Source organism: Leisingera sp. SA215, from assembly GCF_055902035.1.
This window is the reverse complement of record NZ_JBVVXU010000001.1, coordinates 515,563-531,275: the sequence shown is the minus strand read 5'-3', so window position 1 is coordinate 531,275 and position 15,713 is coordinate 515,563. Positions and strand designations below refer to the sequence as shown.

Below are 15,713 nucleotides of genomic sequence, written 5' to 3'. Positions count from 1 at the left end.
GTTTTAACGGCGCATCCTTTTTTTGACAGCTGAATTATGTGGGCCTGGGCGGCGCTTTGGCAAAAGAAAACGGCATTTGCGCCTGTGTTTGGCCGGTCGTAGAGCCATGACAAGACAGCAAGGCAGGGTTGAAGATATGACCGTGCCAAGGCTGATCAGCTATGTTAAACCCGCTATGAAGCCAGAGGCCGGAAGGGAAACCCACGTGAGAGACCTAAAGATCCCGGAGCAGCGCCACCCTGAAAAGGCGCATCGTCCCGATAATGCTCAGCCAAAAAAGCCAAGCTGGATCCGGGTCAAGGCGCCGGGCGGCAAGGGCTATGCCGAAACGCATAAGATCATGCGCGACAACAAGCTGACCACCGTTTGCGAGGAAGCGGGCTGCCCCAATGTCGGCGAATGCTGGAGCCAGGGCCACGCCACCATGATGATCATGGGGGAGGTCTGCACCCGGGCCTGTTCGTTCTGCAACATCGCCACCGGCAAGCCGCCGGAGGCGCTGGATGTGTTTGAACCGGGCCGGGTGGCGGATGCGGTGCAGAAGCTGGGGCTGAACCACGTGGTGATCACCTCGGTCGACCGCGATGATATCAAGGATGGCGGCGCCGAGCATTTTGCCCAGACCATCCGCGCCGTGCGTCACCGCTCGCCGAATACAACCATCGAAATCCTTACCCCGGATTTCCTGAAGTGCGATCCGTCGGTGCTGGAAACCGTGGTCGAGGCCCGCCCCGATGTGTTCAACCACAATCTGGAAACCGTCCCCGGCCTGTACCCCGAAGTCCGCGCCGGTGCGCGCTATTTCCACTCCCTGCGCCTGCTGCAGCGGGTCAAGGAACTGGACCCGTCCATGTTCACCAAATCCGGCATCATGGTCGGCCTGGGTGAGGATGCCCAGGCGGTGAAACAGGTGATGGACGACATGCGCGCGGCCGATGTCGATTTCCTGACCATTGGCCAGTATCTGCAGCCGACGCCCAAACACCATGCGGTGGACCGGTTTGTGACGCCCGAAGAATTCAAGACTTATGAGAAAGCCGCCTATGGCAAGGGATTCCTGATGGTCTCGGCGACGCCGCTGACGCGCTCCTCCTACCACGCGGGCGATGACTTTGCGCGGCTGCGCGAGGCCCGCAACAAGAAACTGGGCCTTGCATGACGCCCGAGCGTTTGGCGCGGCTGACAAGGCTGCGCCATGCCCTGCATCGAATCCCCGAGGTTTCAGGCGCCGAGGAGAAAACCGCTGCCATGGTGGCGGACTATCTGCGCCGTTACGAACCGGATCAGCTGCTGACGGGACTGGGAGGGCATGGAATTGCAGCGGTATATGAGGGCCGGTCAGATGGCCCCACAGTCCTGATCCGCAGCGAGCTGGACGGGCTGCCGATCGAAGAGCTGTCGGATCAGCCCTATCGTTCCATCCATGCGGGCCGCGGCCATCTTTGTGGTCATGACGGTCATATGGCGATGGTTGCCGCACTGGCGGAGGATCTCTCAGCCAACCGTCCCGCAAGGGGCCGTGCCGTGCTGCTGTTCCAGCCGGCCGAGGAAACCGGCCGGGGCGCCGCAGCAGTGATTGCCGATCCCGCTTTTGCGCAGATCGCGCCCGACTATGCGTTTTCGCTGCACAACCTTCCGGGGCTGCCGGTGGGGCAGGTGGCGTTGTGTTCCGGTCCTGCCAATTGCGCGTCGCGCGGGATGCGGATCAAGCTGAACGGCAAGACATCACATGCCGCCGCGCCGCAGGACGGGGTGTCGCCGGCCGGCGCCATCGCGCAGCTTTTGCCCGCCCTTGCAGGTTTGAGCAGCAGCGCTGAGCTGGGGGCGGAGTTTGCCCTGGTCACCGTGACACATGCCCGGCTGGGCGAGGCCACGTTCGGCATCGCGCCGGGATACGGTGAAGTTTGGGCCACATTGCGCACAGTCACGGATGCCCGCATGGAGCGGCTGATATCTGATGCCTCGGCGCTAGTGGCACTGGCCTGCGCTGCAGAAGGGCTGGCATTCTCAACCGGGTTCGATGACGTATTTGACGCCTGTGCCAACCATCCCGACGCGGTCGCCGTTCTGCGCGCTGCTGCCACAGCGGCGGGGTGTCCGGCACAAATGCAGGACGTGCCCCGGCGCTGGTCCGAAGATTTCGGCAAGTTTGCCAAGCAGGCAAAAACCGCGATGTTCTGGCTCGGCTCCGGCACGGATCAGCCGCAGTTGCACAATCCGGATTACAACTTCCCGGATGCGGCGATCCCGGCTGGGGCCGGGATCTTTCTTCAAACAGTCAGAAACCTGCTGGGCTGAGGGCTACTTCAGCAGCGCGTCGACAACGGCAACCGCACCGATGATCGCGAGGGTGTCCTTGACGACTTCGAAGATTTGGTTGTCCTTTCGCACATAGCGGTGCCCCTCGCGCGGTGGCTCCAGCCCCCAGCGGCTGTAGTCGTCAACATAGACCCAATCGTCACCGCGGATGCGGCCGCCATACCGGTCATGATCATGATCATCGTCATGGTCGTGGCCGTGCTTGGCGTGATGGCGTTTCTTCACCTGGCCGGGGGCATAGTGAGCGGCGCTGTTCTTGTGGCCCGGTGCCCATTTCGGCGGCCCGGCATGGGAGGCGGCGGGGGCAAAGGCGAGGCTCGTGGCCGCCGCAGCGGCTGCCATCAGAAACTTCTGCATTGCGGATCTCCTGTGATCTCTGCGTTTGGAGTCCAGATGAGCGAGCCGGCCGGAAAAGGCAAATCGGCTGCGCCGGAATGCGCCGGCTCCGGGTAAAAACCGGCGGACCAGCGCCGGCTCCCGGTCGCGCGCAGGTTCCTGCAATCTGTGGCTTTTTCGCACGAAACCCGCAGCAGGCTGCAGGGACGGTGTACAGGGGGTGCACAGGCGGTGCACGCAGGGTGCTGCCCCTTTCAGACGGGATCAGCCCTCGTCTGTGAACCGCACCTTGCCAATGTGCGGCAGGTTCCGGTTGCGCTGCGCGTAGTCGATCCCGTAGCCCACGACAAATTCGTCCGGGATTTCAAACCCCACCCAATCCGAGCGGAAATCCACCTCGCGCCGGGATGGCTTGTCCAACAGCGCAATGGATTTCAGCCGCGCAGGATTGCGGCTTTGCAGCAGATGGGTCACGTGGTTCAGCGTGTGGCCGGTGTCGACGATATCCTCGACCACTAGCACATCGCGCCCTTCAATGGCGCCGCGCAAGTCTTTGAGAATGCGCACTTCCCGGCTGCTTTCCAACGCGTCGCCGTAGGAAGACGCCTCCAGGAAATCAACCTCGATCGGCAGGTCCAGCTCACGCACCAGATCGGCGATGAACACAAAGCTGCCGCGCAGCAGGCCAACCACGACCAGCTTGTCGGTATCGCCGAATTCGGCCTGAATTTCTCCGCAAAGCTCTTCGATCCGTGCTGCAATGGCCTTGGCCGAGATCATCACATCAATGACATATGGACGCTGTGACATGGCTGCCCCCTTGAATTTTCCGCGCGTACATAGGACATGACGCGGCACAATTGTAGCAGAAAAACAGCAGGCCGATGCCCACACACTCGGAAACCCGCCAGATGCCGTATTCCGCGCAGCAGATGTACAATCTGGTGGCCGATGTCGCGCAATACCCGAATTTCCTGCCCTGGTGCGCTGCAGCCCGTATCCGCAGCCGCGCACCGCTGGGGGAGGCCGAGGTGATGGAGGCGGATCTGGTGATCTCCTTCAAAGTGTTCCGTGAACGCTTCGGCAGCCGGGTGACGCTGTATCCGGGCGAGCGCAGGATCGATACCGAGTATCTGGACGGCCCGTTCCGCTATATGAAATCCCACTGGATATTCGCGCCGCGGGAAGACGGCACCTGCGATGTGTCCTTCTATGTCGATTTCGAGTTCAAAAACGCGGTGCTGCAGGGGATCATAGGCGTAGTGTTCAATGAGGCGATGCAGCGGATCGTGCGCGCCTTTGAGCGCCGCGCGGCGGAACTGTACAGGTAAGGCCGGGCAGGCCGGCCCCCTATTGACCTAAAGCCGGCTTCAAGCTGTATCACCGCAGGACATGCAACTATCCAACGGAAGGAACGGCTCGTAATGGATCAGGATTTCTGGCAGGCACGGTGGCGCGATAACCGCATCGGTTTTCATGAAGCGGCACCTAACTCCCTTTTGGCACGACATTTTACCCGGCTTGGTCTGCAGGCCGGGCAGTCGGTCTTTGTGCCGCTTTGCGGCAAGGCACTGGATCTGGACTGGCTGGTTGGCACAGGTTTGCGCGTGACAGGCGTCGAGTTCAATCAGGGAGCGGTGGAAGAGGTGTTTGCGCGCCAGGGGCTGGTACCGCAGGTGGCGAAGACGGGCGCCCTCACACGGTATCAGGCCGGACCGCTGACCCTGTACGCCGGGGACTTTTTTACTCTGACAGGGGAGCATCTTGCGCCGGTGGATGCAGTTTACGACAGGGCGGCGCTGGTTGCGGTTAAACCTGAAGATCGAAAGACATATGCGGCGCATCTCAACCGGATTTCAGGCACAGAAAAACAGCTGTTGATCGGGTTCGATTATGACCAGTCCCTGATGGAAGGGCCGCCGTTTTCGGTGCCGGGGCCAACCGTGCAGGCGCTCTATCAGGGCAGCCATGACATCACCCTGATCGAGGAACGTGCCGCGGACGGCCGCATCGGCGAACGCTGCAACGCGCTGGAGCAAGCCTGGCTGCTGAAACCCCGGCGCTGAAGACGCCGATTGAAACAGAAAACGGGCCCCCCAAGGGACCCGTCTGGTGCCAATATTGCACCGTCTGCCGTGAGTGGTGGCATTCGTCATCGCCGGGGTCAGCTGTTCATGTCATATGCGCGCTCACCGTGAACTGAAAGATCGAGGCCATTGGTCTCACTTTCAAGATCGACGCGCAGGGATGTGATCGCAGCGGAGACTTTCACCAGCACGATGGTCACAACAATCGTGAAAATACCGACAATCACCAGCCCGCCCAGCTGCGCAGCCCAGCTGCCGGCGCCGAAGACCGCAATCATCAGGGTGCCGAAGATGCCGCCGACGCCATGCACGGCAAACACATCCAGCGTGTCGTCGATCTGCATCTTGTTGCGCACCAAGTTGACCATCTCCTGGCACAGCACGCCGGCAATGGCCCCGATGATCAGTGCTTCCACCGGGCCGACAAAGCCGGAAGCCGGGGTGATCGAGGCAAGGCCGGCAATGGTGCCGGTGACCAGACCCACCAGCGACGCCTTGCCGTATTTGATCTTTTCCCACAGCGCCCAGCTGAGCGAGGCGGTGGCGGCTGAAAGATGTGTTGCGGTCAGTGCCATCGCAGCACCTCCGTCCGCGGCCAGTTGTGAGCCGCCATTGAAGCCGAACCAGCCGACCCAGAGCATCGCGGCGCCGATCATCACATAGCCGGGGTTGTGCGGCGGGATGCTGCGGTTTTTGCGCGGGCCAAGGTAAAAGGCGATGATCAGTGCCGCGATACCTGCGGTCTCATGCACTACGATGCCGCCGGCAAAGTCCTTGACTCCGATCGCGCCGAAAATGCCGCCATCCGCCAGGAAGCCGCCGCCCCAGATCCAATGCACCACAGGCGCGTAGCACAGCAGCATCCAAAGGCCCGAGAAGACGAGGATAAAACCAAAGCCCACGCGTTCCACATAGGCGCCTACAATCAGCGCGGGCGTGATAATGGCAAATGTCATCTGAAAGGCAAAGAACAGAACCTCGGGCAAAGTGCCGGACAGGCTGTCGGCGGTCACGCCGTTCAGGAACAGCTTGTCCAGCCCGCCCCAGAGGCCCGATGTGCCGCTGCCAAAGGCAATTGTATAGCCGAATGCGAGCCACAGGACGCTCATCAAACAGGCAATGGCATAGCAGTGCATGAACACGCTGAGCACATTGCGGGCACGCACCAGCCCGCCGTAAAACAGGGCCAGCCCTGGCAATGTCATGAAGAGGACCAGGGCCGTGGCCACAATGATCCATGCGGTATCCGCTCCGTTCATCCGAGTGTTCCTTCCCCTCAAAAACCGTTGGCCACAGGAGAAAGCCGTTCAAATGCGCAGAAAAAAGAGGCAGAGGTGCGGAAGCCGCCCAAATCGGGGGCTTTTTTGCAAGTGCTGATTTTTTGGGCGGGCATTTGCCGCTGCTGCCCGGAATGCGGCCGGTTTACGAAATCGCCTGGCGTAGCAGAGCCAGCGCATGTTCGCGCGTGGCGCTGCGCACATTGGCGCGACCGATGGCGCCGAACTCCAGCGTTTCGGTGACTGGTGGCTGGCCTGCTCGGCACAGGCCAAAGCATACGCGGCCTTCGGGTTTGAACTCGGAACCGCCGGGGCCGGCAATGCCGGTGACGGACACCGCGAGGGTAACCCCAGCATGTGCCAGCGCGCCTGCCGCCATTTCGGCCGCGACCTGTTCGCTGACTGCGCCATGCGCCTCGAGCGTTTCTGCGCGCACCCCCAGCATCCGCATTTTTGCGGTATTGGAGTAGGTGACAAAGCCGCAGTCCACCACGGCAGAGGACCCCGGCACCTCGGTCAGGGCGGCGGCAATCATGCCGCCTGTGCAGCTTTCGGCGGTGGCTATGGTGATGCCTGCGGCGCTGGCGTGGGCGATCAGTTCTGCGGTGTCGATGGTCATAGTCCAAGCACCCCATGCGAAATTCCGGCCAGCAGGGCCACACCGATGGCGGCCATGATACCGGCAATGACATCATCCATCATGACACCAAGCGGCCCCTCCTGACGGTCGGCCCAACCAACCGGGCCGGGTTTAAGAATGTCGAACAGGCGAAACAGCAGGAAGGCGGCAACCCAGCCGGGCCAGAGAGCGGTGACAGGCAACCCGTGCAGCCAGGCGGGCAGCGAAACTGCCCAGATTGCGATCCATTGGCCTGCAACTTCATCCACTACAATTTCCGAGGGGTCATGATCGGTGCTTCCCTTGGTCATACAGGCGGTGGCCCAGATGCCTGCCGGGATGCAGACCAGTGTTGCCAGTGCCAGCAGGGGAAAGCCGCCCAGCTGGTGCAGCCCATAGGCCAGCGGCAGCGCCGCCAGCGAACCCCAGGTGCCGGGCGCGGGCCGCAAATAGCCCACACCGCAGACCGTGCCGATCAGCTGCGCCGCGGTCATGGTTTCACCAGCGCTGCGGTGGCCAGTGCGGCGATGCCCTCACCCCGGCCGGTGAAGCCCAGCCGTTCGGAGGTGGTGGCCTTGATCGACACGCGGTCTGGGGTGACGCCCAAAATCCCGGCCATCACCGCCTGCATTCTATCGGCATGCGGGCCTATCTTGGGGTATTCGCAGACCAGGGTGCAGTCGACATTGGAGAGCGTATATCCCATTTTGCGGGCCAGATTGACCGCATGGCGCAGGAAAATATCGCTGGCGGCACCTTTCCATTGCGGGTCCGAAGGTGGGAAGTGTCGCCCAATGTCACCCTGCGCAAGAGCGCCATAGATAGCATCCGTCACCGCGTGCATGCCCACATCGGCGTCGGAGTGGCCCTGCAGAGTCTTCTCGTGCGGGATCTCTACCCCGCAGAGGATCACACCGTCGCCGGGGCCGAACCGGTGCACGTCGTAGCCGTTGCCAAGCCTGATATCCATCTGTGCCCCCAGAATGCGTTCCGCCCGGGCAAAATCCTCGGGGCGGGTGATTTTGATATTGTCCGGCTCGCCTGGAATGATGCGGACGTCAAGCCCTGCCGCGCGCGCGACCTCAACGTCATCCGCAGCGCCGCCGGGGTGGGCGTCGTGGGCAGCGAGGATCGCGCCGTACCGGAACCCTTGCGGGGTCTGCGCCGCAAACAAGCCGCTGCGGTCCTGGCTGCCGGTCACGCTGCCCTCTGCGCCGGTCCACAGCGCGTCAGTCACCGGAAGGGCCGGAGCTGCGGCCGGGCATTTATCCAAGGCGCTGATAATGCTGTGGATCAGATCGCTGCTGACACAAGGGCGGGCAGCGTCGTGGATCAGCACCTTGTCTACGCTGTTCTGTTGCAGCGCCCTTAGCCCGTTGACCACCGACGCCGCGCGTTCGGTCCCGCCTTCAGCAAGGATCAGGCCGGGTTTTTGCGAAAACTCATCCCAAGCCTGATGATCGTCTGCCGAAAGCACAAGCACGGTGAGATCCACACCTGCTTTTTCGAAGGCGTCCAGCGTCCAATCGATCACCCGCCGGGTTTTCAGCGGACGCCATTGTTTCGGCGTGCCGCCGCCTGCACGGGTGCCGCGGCCGGCGGCGACGATCAGGGCTGCTGTGGTCATGCGGGCCTCTTGATAAGTTCGGCATTTGTTTATGAGGTGGCGCCGGGATAGGCAATCACCCCGCGGAATGCGCCTAAAAAATAGGCAAATGATGATTTGCTGTGTCTTGCAAGGGGCAGTTTCATTGCTGCATAGCAAAAGCTTCGGGTAAATACCTCTCAATTGCACAAGGATTAGGCAGTTGTCCTTCACGCTTGGAACCACTTCCATGTCGCCGCCGATCGCCCTGGCACCGATGGCTGGAATCACCGACCGGCCGTTCAGGGATCTGGTCCGCTCTTTCGGGGCCGGGCTGATGGTGAGCGAGATGGTGGCAAGTCAGGAGATGGTGCAGGCCAAGCCAGGTGTGCGCGAGCGGGCGGAACTGAGCGCGGATGTGGAAAACACAGCGGTGCAGCTTGCAGGGCGCGATGAATACTGGATCGCCGAGGCCGCCCGGCAGGTCGCAGGGCAGGGCGCGCGGATCATCGACATCAACATGGGCTGCCCGGCGAAAAAGGTGACCAATGGCTATTCCGGGTCAGCCCTATTGAAGACGCCGGACCATGCACTGCGGCTGATCGAGGCTGTTGTTGGAGCCGTGGATGTGCCGGTGACGCTGAAGACCCGGCTGGGTTGGGACGGCAATTGCTTGAACGCGCCGGATGTGGCGCGCCGGGCCTGCGCGGCAGGCGTGCAGATGGTCACGATCCATGGCCGGACCCGCTGCCAGTTCTACAAGGGGGCGGCGGATTGGACGGCGATCCGGGCGGTGAAGGATGCAGTCAGCGTTCCGCTGCTGGCCAACGGGGATATTGTGGACACGGCATCCGCACGCCGGGCGCTGGAACTGTCCGGCGCTGACGGTGTGATGATCGGGCGCGGTGCGGGAGGCAAGCCCTGGCTGCTGGCCGAAGTGGCGCATGAACTGTGGGGAACGCCGGCGCCGAAAGTGCCGGAAGGCGATGCGCTGATCGCAATGGTTTCAGAACATTATCGGGAGATGCTCGATTTTTACGGGCTGGATCTGGGCATACGCGTCGCGCGCAAGCATCTGGGCTGGTACATGGATGAGGCCGGAACCGGTCCTGCAATGCGCCGTGCTGTGCTGACAGAAAAGGACCCGGAACACGTGCTTGCGCTGCTTCCCGAGGCGCTGACCGCGCAACAGCCGGAGGCCGCCGCATGATGGACAGCGCTGCCCTTTGGGCCTCTTTGCCGGTGCCTGCGTTTCTGATCGATGCCCGGGACAAGATCGCCGATGTGAATGCGGCTGGCGAGGGGTTCCTGAATACCTCGCGCAAGGCGCTGGTAGGGCAACCGGTTTGGGATGCGCTGGCCATTGATGCACCCATTGAGGTGGCCTTTGCCCGTGCGCGGATGCAGGGCACGCCGCTGTTCGTGAATGACATCGACGTCGGATCTGGCAGCCGGGCGCCGCTGCAATGCGGGGTTCAGATTGCGCCGCTGCATGGGCAGGAGGGGGTGATGCTGCTGATGGTCACTCCGCGGGAGCTGGCCGGGCGGATGATCCAGACCCATTCCGCCAAATCCGCTGCCGCCTCGGCCATTGGCATGGCAGAGATGCTGGCGCATGAGATCAAAAACCCGTTGGCCGGCATCACCGGGGCGGCGCAGCTTTTGAGCATGAACCTGAGTTCTGATGATTTGGAGCTGACCGAACTGATTGTCAGCGAAAGCCGCCGGATTGTGAAATTGCTGGATCAGGTTGAGCAATTCGGCAACCTGACCGGGCCGGCGTTCAAGCCGGTGAACCTGCACGATGTGCTGGACCGGGCGCGGCGCTCGGCGCTGCTGGGGTTCGGCGCCCGCATGACCATTTCGGAAAACTATGATCCCTCGCTGCCATTGGCCTGGGGGGATGCGGACCAACTGCTGCAAGTGGTGCTGAATTTACTCAAGAACGCCTCGGAAGCCGCTGGTTTGAAGGGGGGAAGTATTTCTATTCGCACTTTCTATGAACATTCCTTCCGGCTGCGCCGAAGTGATGGAACCGGCAAGCTGCTGCCGTTGCAGATTGAAATTTGCGATGATGGGCCGGGGTTGCCGGAGAAGATCAAGGATGACATTTTCGACCCGTTTGTGTCGGGCCGGGAGAATGGCACCGGGCTGGGCCTTGCATTGGTGAGCAAGATCATTTCGGAGCATAATGGCTGGATATCCGTAAGCTCGGTTCCCGGGCGCACGGTGTTCCGGCTGTCGCTGTCGCGCGTTCCGCGTGACAGAAAACCGCAGGAGAGCTGATCCATGGACGGCACCGTACTGGTCGCAGATGACGACCGCACCATCCGCACCGTTCTGACCCAGGCGCTGACGCGCGCGGGCTGCAAGGTGCATGCGACCTCTTCGCTTACCACGCTGATGCGATGGGTGGCAGAGGGCAAGGGTGATGCAGTTATTTCGGATGTCATGATGCCGGACGGGAACGGGTTGGAAATGCTGCCCAAAATCCGGGCCGACCGGCCGGGTCTGCCGGTGATTGTGATTTCGGCGCAGAATACCATCATGACTGCGATCAAGGCGGAGGAGGCAGATGCCTACGACTATCTTCCGAAACCGTTTGATCTTCCGGAGCTGATGAAGCGCACGGCCAAAGCATTGGCGTCCAGGCGGGTGGCGCCTGTAGCGGCAAAGGCCGAGTCGCAAGATCATCCGGAAGAGCTGCCGCTGATTGGCCGCAGCGAGGTGATGCAGACGCTGTACCGGCTGATCGCGCGGGTGATGAATACGGAACTGCCGCTGTTGATCACTGGTGAAAGCGGCACTGGTAAATCACTGATCGCGCAGGCCATTCACGACTTTTCCGACAGACGGACTTTGCCCTTCGTTCATGCTGATGCCGCGGCATTGATCGAGCTGGAAGGGCCGGCGCGGCTGCTGGCTCAGGCCAAGGGCGGCTCGCTGGTGATAGATGAACTGGCCGACCTGCCGGAAGAGGCCCAGGCGCGACTGGTGCGGATGATGGACACACCGGGCGACCACGCGCCGCGGTTCATCGCCTCCAGTCAGAAAGATCTGGCCGCGGCGATGGAGGCCGGGGAGCTGCGCCAGGATCTCTACTACAGGATTTGCGGCACTGCGCTGCATGTGCCCGCGCTGCGCGAGCGGGTGGAAGACATACCGCTGCTGGCGGAGCATTTTTTGATCCGGGCCGAAAACGAAGGCGCGCCGCACCGCGAGCTGAGTGAAGGCGCGCGGGACGTGCTGCGCCATTTCGGCTGGCCTGGCAACGTGCGCCAGCTGGAAAACACCGTCAGGCGGCTGGCGCTGACAGCCCGCGGCGAGGAAATCAGCCAGGCAGATGCGGCAGCGGTGCTGGGGCCGCAGAACGGGCCGGAGCCTGCGACGGCGGGGCTTGCCAATGAAAAACTGTCGGAGTCGGTGGCCCGCCACCTGCAGCGCTATTTCGATCTGCATGGCGATTTGCTGCCGCCGCCGGGGCTCTACATGCGGCTGCTGCGCGAGGTGGAAACGCCGCTTATCGAAATCGCGCTGGCGGCGACCGGCGGCAATCAGGCGAAATGCGCCGAATTGCTGGGGATCAACCGGAATACTTTGCGAAAGAAGATCACGGATCTGGATATTGAGGTGACACGCCGCCGTAAGCTGATGTAATATCGCCACAGAAATGTGGCCTTGCTGTGAATTTCCTCGGCAGGGCCACGAGATATGGCGGTGACTCGCAAAGAGTCACACATCAGGATGAGGGCAGTCAGTGGCGCATAAGTCACATCTGAGGGCGGCATACGGGCCTTTTGCGGCCTTGGACCGGTGGCGGAGAACCCGCCGGGCGCGCAATATCGGTACCATTGGCCTGGTTCTGCTGGGACCGGTGCTGGCCTTGGCGACTTTTTTCATCATCGGCCCGTTGGGGCAGGGGGCATCCTCCAGACCGCTGCGGCTGATTCTGTTGGCAGATCTGGTTTACATCCTGACCATTGCGGCGTTGGTGATGGCGCAGATCGTCCGGCTGTTTGCGGCCCGGCGCTCCAAATCGGCGGGTTCCCGGCTGCACTTGCGGCTGATCGGGGCCTTTGGATTTCTGGCGCTGATCCCCACCGTCATCGTTGCCGTATTCGCCGTGCTGACGGTAAATGTCGGGCTTGAGGGCTGGTTTTCCCAGCGGGTGCGGCAGGTGATCGGCAGTTCACTGGCTGCGGCGGAAGCGTATCAGGCGCAGCAGAAAAACGACCTGACCGAAGATGCCCGCGCGCTGGCGCGCTACTTGGACAACAGCCGTGCCCGGAGTTTTTTTATCAATGACGCTGAGCTGCGTCTGGTGCTGTCACAAGGCCAGCTGCAGATCCAGCGCGGGCTGCGCGAGGCGTATATCGTCGACAGTGCTGGCCTGATCCGGGCGCGCGGCGAGCGGTCTTACGAGTTCGACTTTGAGAAGCCGAACGACCGCCAGATCAGTGCCGCCCGCGAGGATGGCTTCCTGCTAATCGAGGACTGGAGAGATAGTGAGTTCCGCGCGCTGGTGCGGCTGGAGGCGTTTGTCGACCGGTTTCTCTACATCAGCCGTGATGTGGACGGGGAGCTTCTGAATCTTCTGGATGACACCCAGGAAACCGCGCATCTGTATCAGCAGCTGGAAAGTGAGCGCGGAAGGGTGCTGTTTGAATTTGCGCTGCTCTATATCGGTTTTGCTGTGATCCTGATCCTCGCGGCGATGTGGCTGGGCATGTGGTTTGCCGAGCGGTTGTCGCGCCCGGTCGGGCGTCTGACAGTGGCGGCGCAACGGGTTGGATCCGGCAACCTGGATGTGCAGGTGCCGATTGATGACGGTGGCGATGAAATCTCGCAATTAGGCCAGTATTTCAATCAGATGACGCGCGAACTTAAGGCGCAGCACGGCCGCCTTCTCGACAATACCCGGCAAATCGAACGCCGCCGCCGCCTGTTTGATTCTGTGTTGTCATCGGTGACGTCCGGAGTTGTTGGGCTGGACGCCGCCGGGCGTGTCACCTTTGTGAACCGGTCGGCTGAGCGGCTTTTGGACTGGCAGGAGGATCAGCAATCCCTGGCCTTGTCGGTGGCGGTGCCGGAGTTCGGGCCGCTGTTTGTCGAATTGGTGGAAACCAGCGCCGAGGTGGTACAGGAGGAAATCAAAGTCTCCCGTCAGGGCCGGCTGGAAAACCTGCTGGTGCGGATGTCGCTGCGCCGGTCGGAACAGGGGCGGCTGGAAGGCTATGTGGTGGCGTTTGACGATGTGACCGATCTTGTCAGCGCTCAGCGGATGGCGGCCTGGGGCGATGTGGCGCGCCGGATTGCCCACGAGATCAAAAACCCGCTGACTCCGATCCAGCTGAGCGCGGAGCGGATCAAACGCAAATTTGCGCCCAAGCTGGGAGAAGAAAACAGCGACCAGCTGCAATCAATGACCGATGTGATTGTGCGCCAGACCAATGATCTGCGCAGGATCGTTGATGAATTCTCGAAATTCGCCCGCATGCCGGAACCGGAGCGGCGCGAAGAAGATCTGGTTCAGTTGCTGCGGGATGCGGTCATCCTGCAGCAGCAGGGCCAGCCAGGTGTCCGGATCAAGGCAGAACTGCCAGCAGCAGCCATGCCTTCCGATCTGGATGCCACCATGATTGGCCAAGCGTTGACCAATCTAATCAAAAACGCAGGCGAAGCCATTGAAAGCCTGAAGATAAAGAAAAAACCGCAAGGGCTGGTGCCGGAGATCCGGGTGATGGCAGCCAAGGCGGGCAATTTCTACGAAATCCGTATTGCCGACAACGGCATCGGCTTGCCCGAAGACCGGGCCCGGCTGTTCGAGCCTTATGTGACTACGCGGGATGCGGGCACCGGGCTGGGGCTGCCGATCGTTAAGAAAATCATCGAAGAGCACGGGGGCACGCTGACGCTGGAAGATGCCCCGGTATTCGAGGGGCACGCGCATTACGGCGCCATGGCGGTAATCCGCCTGCCTGCCGTGAACCGGACGGCGGCGCCAAACAAGAGCACAGTGAAAGCAGGTCTGACATGAGTGACATTCTGATTGTAGACGACGAGCGCGACATCCGCGAACTGGTCTCGGACATTCTGGAGGATGAAGGCTACGCCACCCGCAAGGCGGCCAATTCCGACGAATGCATGGCCCGTTTGGACGAATCCGAGCCGGCCCTGATGATTTTGGACATCTGGCTGAAGGACAGCCAGATGGACGGTATCGATATCCTAAAGGCGGTTAAACGCGACAACCCGGAGATCCCGGTGGTGATCATTTCCGGCCATGGCAACATCGAAATTGCTGTCGCGGCGATCAAGCAGGGGGCCTATGACTTTATCGAGAAGCCCTTTAACATCGACCAGCTGATGGTGGTGATCCGCCGTGCGATGGAAACCTCGCGCCTGCGCCGGGAGAATTCGGATCTCAAGCGCAGGGATACCGGTCCGGCGGAAATGATCGGAACCTCTGCGTCGTTCCGGACACTGATAAGCCAGCTGGACAAGGTGACCAAGTCAAACGGCCGGGTGATGCTTACAGGCCCGGCCGGCTGCGGCAAGGAAATTGCCGCGCGCTACATCCATGCCAATTCAAACCGGGCCTCCGCCCCCTTTATCACGGTGAATTGTGCCAGTATCGAACCCGACCGGATGGAAGAGGTTCTGTTCGGCCGCGAGTCGTCCGAGCGCGGGGTGGAACCCGGGCTGCTGGAACAGGCCCATGGCGGTGTGGTGTTCTTTGACGAAGTTGCCGATATGCCGCTCGGCACCCAATCCAAGATTCTTCGGGTGCTGGTGGATCAGCAATTCCAACGGGTCGGCGGCTCGGACAAGGTCCGGGTCGATCTGCGGGTGGTGTCGGCAACCAACAAGAACCTCGATGCTGAAATTGAGGACGGCCGCTTCCGTCAGGAGCTGTATCACCGGCTGAATGTGGTGCCGGTTGCGGTGCCCTCGCTGGCGGATCGGCGCGAGGATATTCCGCTGCTGGCCGGCTATTTTATCGCCCAGTTCAACGAGGCCCAGGGGCTGCCGCTGCGGGAGCTGACTGAAGAGGCAGTGGCGCTGATGCAGACCATGCTGTGGCCTGGCAATGTTCGCCAGCTCAAGAACCTGGTGGAGCGGGTGCTGATTCTCGGCGATGGCAGCGGTCCGATCGAGGCCAAGGATTTGCCGCGCGAAGAAGACAAGCCGCAGGAAGAAGGCCGGGTGGTCCTGTCCGGGGCGCTGGCGACATTGCCACTGCGCGAGGCGCGGGAGGCGTTTGAACGTGAATACCTGCTGACCCAGATCAACCGTTTTGGCGGCAATATCAGCCGCACGGCGTCTTTTGTCGGCATGGAGCGTTCAGCACTGCACCGTAAGTTGAAGTCGCTGGGGGTTGTGACCTCCAACAAGGCGGGCGCCCGTGTGGCGCATGTGGAGGCCGAGGAGGAGCAGGCTTGACCAAGCCGCCATTGCGCCCGGAACTTCCGGGCGCGGGCGGTTTTGCA

At 61.8% G+C, this 15,713-nt stretch carries 15 protein-coding genes; 9 read left to right on the top strand and 6 right to left on the bottom strand.

Features of this window, described 5'->3' with window-relative positions; translation table 11 throughout:
- Positions 1 to 205 precede the first annotated feature (205 nt).
- Positions 206 to 1,159, top strand: a complete 954-nt coding sequence (gene lipA / locus AC0KW6_RS02505) for a lipoyl synthase (RefSeq protein WP_323775650.1) — start codon at positions 206 to 208, stop codon at positions 1,157 to 1,159.
- Positions 1,156 to 2,298: an amidohydrolase gene (locus AC0KW6_RS02500; RefSeq protein WP_323775649.1), complete on the top strand. Its 1,143-nt coding sequence runs from the start codon at positions 1,156 to 1,158 to the stop codon at positions 2,296 to 2,298. The genes lipA and AC0KW6_RS02500 overlap by 4 nt, the downstream gene beginning before the upstream one ends.
- 3 nt (positions 2,299 to 2,301) lie before the next feature.
- Here the strand turns inward: AC0KW6_RS02500 and AC0KW6_RS02495 are convergent, their stop codons facing one another.
- Together AC0KW6_RS02495 and hpt are read right to left on the bottom strand one after the other, a co-directional pair.
- Positions 2,302 to 2,676: a hypothetical protein gene (locus AC0KW6_RS02495; protein ID WP_323775648.1), complete on the bottom strand. Its 375-nt coding sequence runs from the start codon at positions 2,674 to 2,676 to the stop codon at positions 2,302 to 2,304.
- Positions 2,677 to 2,919: 243 nt separating this feature from the next.
- Positions 2,920 to 3,465 carry a hypoxanthine phosphoribosyltransferase gene (gene hpt / locus AC0KW6_RS02490; protein WP_323775647.1) on the bottom strand — a complete coding sequence of 182 codons (546 nt, stop codon included), beginning with the start codon at positions 3,463 to 3,465 and terminating at the stop codon, positions 2,920 to 2,922.
- A gap of 74 nt (positions 3,466 to 3,539) precedes the next feature.
- Here hpt and AC0KW6_RS02485 point away from each other — a divergent pair, with 74 nt between their 5' ends.
- A complete protein-coding gene (locus AC0KW6_RS02485) occupies positions 3,540 to 3,986 on the top strand; it encodes a type II toxin-antitoxin system RatA family toxin (protein ID WP_323775646.1) in 447 nt (148 codons plus the stop codon).
- A gap of 93 nt (positions 3,987 to 4,079) precedes the next feature.
- Positions 4,080 to 4,721, top strand: a complete 642-nt coding sequence (gene tmpT / locus AC0KW6_RS02480) for a thiopurine S-methyltransferase (protein ID WP_474033987.1) — start codon at positions 4,080 to 4,082, stop codon at positions 4,719 to 4,721.
- A 98-nt stretch (positions 4,722 to 4,819) separates the two neighbouring features.
- Here the strand turns inward: tmpT and AC0KW6_RS02475 are convergent, their stop codons facing one another.
- From AC0KW6_RS02475 to AC0KW6_RS02460, 4 genes are all read right to left on the bottom strand, one after another.
- Positions 4,820 to 6,001 (bottom strand): ammonium transporter, encoded by a 1,182-nt coding sequence (locus AC0KW6_RS02475; protein ID WP_474033986.1) that lies wholly within the window; start codon positions 5,999 to 6,001, stop codon positions 4,820 to 4,822.
- A 163-nt stretch (positions 6,002 to 6,164) separates the two neighbouring features.
- Positions 6,165 to 6,638: a CinA family protein gene (locus AC0KW6_RS02470; protein WP_323775643.1), complete on the bottom strand. Its 474-nt coding sequence runs from the start codon at positions 6,636 to 6,638 to the stop codon at positions 6,165 to 6,167.
- A complete protein-coding gene (locus AC0KW6_RS02465; RefSeq protein ID WP_474033985.1) occupies positions 6,635 to 7,132 on the bottom strand; it encodes a phosphatidylglycerophosphatase A family protein in 498 nt (165 codons plus the stop codon). Before AC0KW6_RS02465 ends, AC0KW6_RS02470 begins: the two co-directional genes overlap by 4 nt.
- Positions 7,129 to 8,265 carry a bifunctional 2-C-methyl-D-erythritol 4-phosphate cytidylyltransferase/2-C-methyl-D-erythritol 2,4-cyclodiphosphate synthase gene (locus AC0KW6_RS02460; protein WP_474033984.1) on the bottom strand — a complete coding sequence of 379 codons (1,137 nt, stop codon included), beginning with the start codon at positions 8,263 to 8,265 and terminating at the stop codon, positions 7,129 to 7,131. Before AC0KW6_RS02460 ends, AC0KW6_RS02465 begins: the two co-directional genes overlap by 4 nt.
- 181 nt (positions 8,266 to 8,446) lie before the next feature.
- Here AC0KW6_RS02460 and dusB point away from each other — a divergent pair, with 181 nt between their 5' ends.
- The 5 genes from dusB (at position 8,447) to ntrX (ending at position 15,666) form a co-directional block, all read left to right on the top strand.
- Entirely contained in the window at positions 8,447 to 9,433 is a 987-nt protein-coding gene (gene dusB, locus AC0KW6_RS02455; RefSeq protein ID WP_474033983.1) for a tRNA dihydrouridine synthase DusB, read from the top strand.
- A complete protein-coding gene (locus tag AC0KW6_RS02450) occupies positions 9,430 to 10,509 on the top strand; it encodes a two-component system sensor histidine kinase NtrB (RefSeq protein WP_323775639.1) in 1,080 nt (359 codons plus the stop codon). Before dusB ends, AC0KW6_RS02450 begins: the two co-directional genes overlap by 4 nt.
- A gap of 3 nt (positions 10,510 to 10,512) precedes the next feature.
- Positions 10,513 to 11,880, top strand: a complete 1,368-nt coding sequence (locus tag AC0KW6_RS02445; RefSeq protein ID WP_323775638.1) for a response regulator — start codon at positions 10,513 to 10,515, stop codon at positions 11,878 to 11,880.
- Positions 11,881 to 11,980: 100 nt separating this feature from the next.
- Positions 11,981 to 14,260, top strand: a complete 2,280-nt coding sequence (locus AC0KW6_RS02440) for a sensor histidine kinase NtrY-like (RefSeq protein WP_474033982.1) — start codon at positions 11,981 to 11,983, stop codon at positions 14,258 to 14,260.
- Positions 14,257 to 15,666 carry a nitrogen assimilation response regulator NtrX gene (gene ntrX / locus AC0KW6_RS02435; RefSeq protein ID WP_474033981.1) on the top strand — a complete coding sequence of 470 codons (1,410 nt, stop codon included), beginning with the start codon at positions 14,257 to 14,259 and terminating at the stop codon, positions 15,664 to 15,666. The genes AC0KW6_RS02440 and ntrX overlap by 4 nt, the downstream gene beginning before the upstream one ends.
- Positions 15,667 to 15,713 lie beyond the last annotated feature (47 nt).